This window comes from Streptococcus sinensis (assembly GCF_000767835.1).
Classification (GTDB): Bacteria; Bacillota; Bacilli; order Lactobacillales; family Streptococcaceae; genus Streptococcus; species Streptococcus sinensis.
Genome location: NZ_JPEN01000050.1, coordinates 22,746 through 29,060 on the forward strand (window position 1 = coordinate 22,746; position 6,315 = coordinate 29,060).

Sequence of the window (6,315 nt, forward strand, 5' to 3'; positions counted from 1 at the left end):
CCTAGCAAGGCTATAGAAAGTCCAAAACTTTGTCCTGCTTAGTCTCTGCTCCTGTTTAAAAACCAAATTTAGATTTAAAATCGCTCCAGTAACCGATGGAAACGTCTGGAAGCAGCTGGAATTTTACCTTGTAGCCTGCTTTTTCAATCGCTTCAATCGCTTCAGCTTCTTCTTGTGTGATGGATTGATTGTTTCCCAGCTTGACAGCTCCTGGACGGTCATTGGCTGGTCCGACGATGATTTCTTTAACATTGCCTGGCACATAGCCTTGATCCACCAAGATTTCTTTCATATCAATCGGATTTTTGGTAATCAAGAAATAGCGGCTGTCAGATTCAGTTACCTTGCCAGATTTTTCTTTGAAGGCTTCCTTGGTCCAAACGAAAGTTTTCTTGTCAGAAGCCCCTTTGTAGGCTTGGATCAAAACTTTGTTGCTTGCCGCTGCATCATTGACTGCAATCAGCCCATCGCAAGGATATTCCTTAGCCCAACGAGTGACAGTTTGACCGTGGATCATGCGGTCGTCAATCCGTACAAATGTTACTACCATTTTGAATCTCCTATCTAATTTAGTAAATGAATAACCCTTTTAAATGTCGTCGTCTTCTTCATCATCGTCTGATGAGACTTCAAACTCCTGCAAGGCTGCCGTCGCTTCTGAAAGAATCGTCTGAGCAAGGTCTTTGCCTTCCAGCATATCCTTCATCACAAGCCCAGTGAGCCCCATCGTCAGATTCAGCCCTCCAAGAATGACTGCCGAATCCAATTTGCCTAATTCCGCTAGGACACTAGCCGCTGTTGTCAGAGGACTTCCTCCCACAATATCGGCTAAAACCAAGACAGAATCATCTGCTTCTAAACCTGCCAAGGCTTGACGGAAATCAAGAGCAAAATCATCGACTGATTTTCCCTCTTTCAGACCCACGGCGATGATTTGGTCCGTTTTATCCCCGGCAAACATCTTCAAGGAGCTCTGTACGCCTTCAGCTAGCCCCCCATGACTGACCAGTACAAGATATTTCATGCTTCTTGCCTCCTTATTTTCTTGATTCTATTGTACAAAAAACGAAACCGCTTTCCCATTGTCAAATGTCACTTTGAAAAGATGACAAATGTTAGTTTAGATATGACAAATGTCATATTGGTCTAGGCGACTTAGAAAATAGGTTCTTTATATTTATTAACGGATTACAAGCGAGCACAGGTTAGGCTGAAATCAAAGCTAACCTGCTATAAATAAAAAAAGCAGAAAACTATCTGCTTTCAATTTCTTTTTGAATACTTGGAAGGGCACTGTCAATTTCTTGATTTCCTGAGGCTTCCTTAATCAAATAATCAATCCTTTCCAAGGTCTGGCGATCAACTTCTTGTCCGATATCCATGATGGAACGCTCCATCATGTGATCCAACCTCTCAGAAGTCAGAGAATCCAAGCCGAAGTCATCTGCCTGCAAGATTTCTCTGGTCTGCTGGCTTTTCACCACAGTTGGTAAGACTGAGGTTCCTTGCGACTTTTCAAACAAGGCCTGCTGACTTTTTTCATTTTGCGACAGGAGCAACATGAACTCCCAAGCTAGTTTTTCCTGCTTGGTGTTGGAAGACATAGCAAAGAGAGAAGTCTTTACTTGAGTGCCATAAACTTCTGGACTCGCTGTCGGCATGGAAATACAGGTCCAAGAAAAGCTAGAATATTTGGCGACATGATAAGGATAAGGTTTGTAGGTTCGATACTGAGCCAGGCTCATAGGATAAAAGGCCACCTTCCCCTCGTCAAAATCATTAGAAGTGACTTGATAATGCTGATTGAGAGTCTCTAGTTTACTCATAAAGGACAGAGCCTGGTGCATTTCAGCACTGTCTACATTGATACCGGATTTATCGGTAAGATGGCCGCCGTAAGCGACCAGAGCCTGCTGCCAGGTATAATCCGTAATGCCGTACTGATCCACTACACCATCTCCATTGGTGTCCTTGGTCACTTTCTTGCAAATCTCATAGAAATCCGCCAACGTCCAGCCTGACTCCGGAATGCTGACACCTTCTTTTTCCAGCAGGTCTTTATTGACGCACATCATGATGGGATTGCTCTCAACTGGAAGGGCATAGCTGACTCTCTGGTATTGCCCAGCCTCATAAGCCACCGGATAAAATGCCTCTTTCTGCTCATCCGCTATCAGGGAGTCTAGTGTTTTAAGCGCTCCAGTTGAGGCCAACATGGAGAAATCATTTTCTGGCACCATAAAGAGATCCGGCTGCTCGCCCTCAAGAATCTTCTCTGCCAGCCAATCACCGTAGTCTTTTTTAGGGATACCACTCTCATAAACCACTTTCACATGAGGATGACTTTCCTCAAATTCTTCTATCAAATCGTCCAGCACTCTATTTTCCCTACTGTTGGGCACATCCCAGCTAGAGCCGGCATAAACACCGATGCGCAGGATTTTTTCCTGACTAGATGACCAGAGAGCAAAGCTTAAAATACCAGAAACAATAACCAGAACAAGAACAATCAAATGCCTGAATCGCCACTTCATTTGTCATTTCCCTTGCTAAAATCCCGCTGGGTCACTCCTGTCTGAACCGCCCAAATAGCTAACTGAGTTCGATCACGCAAATTCAGTTTAGACAGAATCCCTGATAGGTAGTTGCGCACCGTTCCTTCCGACAGATAAAGCTTGGCCGCGATCTCCTTATTAGAAATCCCAAAGCCTATCTGCTGGATAATCTTCCACTCCGTCCGGCTCATGTCCTCTACATTTTCCTCCGACACTGTGATAGCAAAGTTGGACTGGGCCATCTGTGAAAAGATTTTGAAGACCTTGGTGGCAATATTGGGATTGATCATGGCTCCGCCTCGATAGACTGTCTGAATGGCTTCGTGAAGCTCTTCTGTCGAAACCCCTTTGAGAATATAGCCAGACGCGCCGTATTTGAGAGCAGAGAAGATAAATTCATCGTCATCAAAGGTTGTCAGGATGATAATCTTAACATCCGGATACTGTTCCTTGACAGCCTTGGTACAGAGCACACCATCCATGACTGGCATGCGGATATCCATCAGAATCACATCCGGACGAAGCCGCTGAAGTTTCTCCAACACTTCTTTTCCATCACTGGCTGTTCCCACCACTTCGATATCCGTATGAGCTGACAGAATAATCTGCAGCGATTCTCGGATTAGAGCCTGGTCATCTGCAATTAAAACTTTAATCATTCCAACCTCCTATTTTGGGGATTTCAATGTAGGTATAAAAACCTTCACGATTTTCAAAATGAACCTTGCCACCAATAATAGCCAACCGTTCCTGCATTTGTTTCAAACCATAGCCATAGTGTAATTCATCAAAACCCACACCATCATCTCGAATAATCATAATATAATTTTCTTTTTCTAACAACTCAATCCAAATAGTCCTGGCATGGCCATGACGCACTGAATTCGTAATTGACTCTTGAATGATGCGAAAAACAATATCTTCTTTGGCAATGTCTAAATCAATAGTATCCCATTCATAGAGAAAATGAATATCCAAATTGGAAATTGCCTCATACTCTCGGATAATCTTTAGCAAAGCCTCTTTCAGACTATTATTCTCCAGAGTTCCCGGCCGCATTTTATTGAGCGAGCCTCGGACATCCCGAATCCCGTCACGAACAACGACTGAAACATTGTTGAGCTGCTCCTTGGCCCGCTCGGTGTCAATGTCCACTAGGACCTTGATGGCATCAATTCCCGCTGAGATGCCCGTCAGGGCATGCCCTAGTGTATCATGAATTTCACGGGCAATCCGCTTTCTTTCTCGGTCTTCAGCAATTTTTTCTGACAAAGCTAGATAGCTGTTCAGCTCCCGATTGGCCTGAGAAGCCATGCGGAGCTCCTCCTCAATCCGATGCCGCTCTGTAATCGCCGACATGATATAAAAGAGAAGAGAAATCATAAAGACGACAATATTGAGGGAGAAAAGAAAGTTCTTGCCAAAAAGCAGTAGCAATCGTGTAGATTCTGGATAAAAACGAATATAGGTATCCAATGAAGGCAGTTTGACAAAGAGCGACAGCAGGTCGTAGTTTGACAATAGCAACATACTAAAACTCAAAATAATAAAGGAGAACCAGTATTTTTTGTCCTTGGAAGCATTGAACTCTTTAGAGCCATAGAAAATATCTGCAAAGACGAGGAGAATCAGCCCATTGTATGACGAATGCAGGGCAGTAAAGATGACCAGCATCAGCAAAATTTCAATCATGGTCACCTTATCGTAAACAGATAGCTGATCGGGATGCTTTTCCCGATAGTACATCACCAGTAGCAGGCAAGCATAAAAGATAATAGAAATCAGGAAAGTGAAACTGGGCGATCCTGGAATGGCATCCAAACGCTCCAAAAGCGAGTGACTGAACCCTTTTGTTACGACATAATTGGTTGCAAAAAGATAAATCGAAGCATTATAGACAATGGCTATAAAATTGATGACCATTAGAGCTATTTTACTGTAAAAAATGCTTTTTTTTGCTTTCATCACTGCCACCCTGTAATTGGATACTCACCAATATTGTCCTTGTTAATCAAGCGGACTGGTATTAGATACTGGCTGTCACAGGATTTCTTTTCCCGCATCAGCTCAATCACTTCTGCCACCTTTCGTCCCATCTGAATAGGCGACTGGGCCACCGTTCCTTGAATATCATTCGTATTGGCCAAAAAATTCTTAATATCTGGGGAACCGTCAACTCCATAAATATAAATTTTTTCTGCCACTCCTTGTTCCTTGATTGCAGCCAAAGCACCGATTGCAGCACGGTCATTGAGAGCCATAACGACATTAAATTCTAACCCATTATCCAAGGCACTTTTGACCTGAGGCATGCTTTCTTCGGTCTGCCCCAAGGTTTCCAACTGAGAAACAATCCGATAGGTTGGATGCCCTTTGATGGTATCCAGAAACCCCTGTACGCGATCCATAGCTGAGATGGCATTCCGGTGTTCAAGCAAAAGAATATCAGCCTCGGAAAGCCGACTCATCATATCTTTAGCAATCAAAACTCCCGCTTGATAGTTATCCGATACGATGGTCGTGTCAACAACAACCTGCTTATTCATCGGCGCATCTACCACGATAATGCGAATGCCCGCTTTTTTAGCTTCATTCAAAGCCCTGATAATATCTGGGCTGTCGCTCTTTACTGGATTGATAACGATAACATCAACCTTTTCTTTGATAAAATAAGTAATTTGCTGGCTTTGCTTCCCCTCATCCAACTCCGAATCACGAACATAGAGCCGACTCCCCTGTTGATTGGTTTTTTTCTCCAATTCAGCATTCAAGGTTTTATAAAAATCATTATTCATGGTCATATAGGTTGCCCCGATTTTAACTTGACCGCTGTCGGGCATGCTTCCTTTAAAGTAGATGAAAGCAAGACAACAGATTGCCAGCACAAAAACAGACCAGAGAGCACATTTCTGGCAAGTCTGAATCCTCTTTTTTCCCTTACTTAATACCATTTCTATCTCCTAGTCAGCTGCGCTCATTTAACACTTCACTTACATTTATTATATTATAATCAAACGAAAAAGCAAAACATTTCCTGGCTCCTATAATAAATAAAGAGACAGAGGATTCCTCTATCTCTTTGTATTCTTAAAAGGGTAATTCCTCTTCCTCTAGGACAAGATCTGCTAAATCAGCGCTGCTATTATTTTCACGAAGAGCACGCTGAGCCCGACTTTCTAGAAGTTGGAAACTTTGACAGAGCACTTCTGTCACATAGTGGTTGCTGCCATTTTTCTCATAACGGCGGGTACGCAATTCCCCATCAATCGAAATCAAACTGCCCTTTGTTGCATAGCTAGCCAAAGTTTCTGCCAATTTCCCCCAAACGACGATATTAACAAAATCGGCTTCCCTTTCACCATTTTGACCTTTATAACGACGATTAATCGCTACTGTTGCCCGAGCAACTGATTTCTCATTAGTCGTTTTATGCAATTCAGGTGTGGCCGTCAAACGGCCGATAACAATAACTTTGTTGTACATTTTAATTCCTCCTATCTTAATATTCGTAAAAAACATTAAAAAATCATAAAATCAGCAATTTCTTGAGAAATTCGATAGTTGCACGTTCAAGATTTATCATAGTTCGTTTTTTAGTTTAGAATTAAAACGTCAGTAGGTCATATCAACAAGCACTGCTTGGAGTTGGAAATTGAAGATAGAACTAGCGAGATTGCTAACAAAATAGCAGGAAAATTTGACAAACATACTAAGATTAGTAGTGAAGAAATCTCCGACGGGAGAGAGTACTCACTACTTT

At 42.6% G+C, this 6,315-nt stretch carries 7 protein-coding genes; all 7 read right to left on the reverse strand.

Annotated features, from left to right (window positions below; translation table 11 throughout):
* Positions 1–55: 55 nt before the first annotated feature.
* On the reverse strand, positions 56–550 hold the full coding sequence (locus SSIN_RS03305; protein ID WP_005591585.1) for a PTS sugar transporter subunit IIB: 495 nt from the start codon (positions 548–550) through the stop codon (positions 56–58).
* Between the two features lie 39 nt (positions 551–589).
* Positions 590–1,024, reverse strand: a complete 435-nt coding sequence (locus tag SSIN_RS03310; protein ID WP_037615755.1) for a PTS sugar transporter subunit IIA — start codon at positions 1,022–1,024, stop codon at positions 590–592.
* A gap of 229 nt (positions 1,025–1,253) precedes the next feature.
* Positions 1,254–2,534 carry an ABC transporter substrate-binding protein gene (locus SSIN_RS03315; protein ID WP_037615758.1) on the reverse strand — a complete coding sequence of 427 codons (1,281 nt, stop codon included), beginning with the start codon at positions 2,532–2,534 and terminating at the stop codon, positions 1,254–1,256.
* Complete coding sequence (locus tag SSIN_RS03320) at positions 2,531–3,214, reverse strand: response regulator transcription factor (RefSeq protein ID WP_037615761.1); 684 nt, start codon at positions 3,212–3,214, stop codon at positions 2,531–2,533. The genes SSIN_RS03315 and SSIN_RS03320 overlap by 4 nt, the downstream gene beginning before the upstream one ends.
* Positions 3,207–4,520 carry a sensor histidine kinase gene (locus tag SSIN_RS03325; protein WP_037615764.1) on the reverse strand — a complete coding sequence of 438 codons (1,314 nt, stop codon included), beginning with the start codon at positions 4,518–4,520 and terminating at the stop codon, positions 3,207–3,209. Before SSIN_RS03325 ends, SSIN_RS03320 begins: the two co-directional genes overlap by 8 nt.
* The gene (locus tag SSIN_RS03330) at positions 4,520–5,506 is read right to left on the reverse strand and encodes a substrate-binding domain-containing protein (protein ID WP_037615766.1); all 987 of its coding nucleotides are present in this window, start codon (positions 5,504–5,506) and stop codon (positions 4,520–4,522) included. The genes SSIN_RS03325 and SSIN_RS03330 overlap by 1 nt, the downstream gene beginning before the upstream one ends.
* A 136-nt stretch (positions 5,507–5,642) precedes the next feature.
* Positions 5,643–6,038, reverse strand: a complete 396-nt coding sequence (locus tag SSIN_RS03335) for a single-stranded DNA-binding protein (RefSeq protein WP_037615768.1) — start codon at positions 6,036–6,038, stop codon at positions 5,643–5,645.
* Positions 6,039–6,315: the final 277 nt, after the last annotated feature.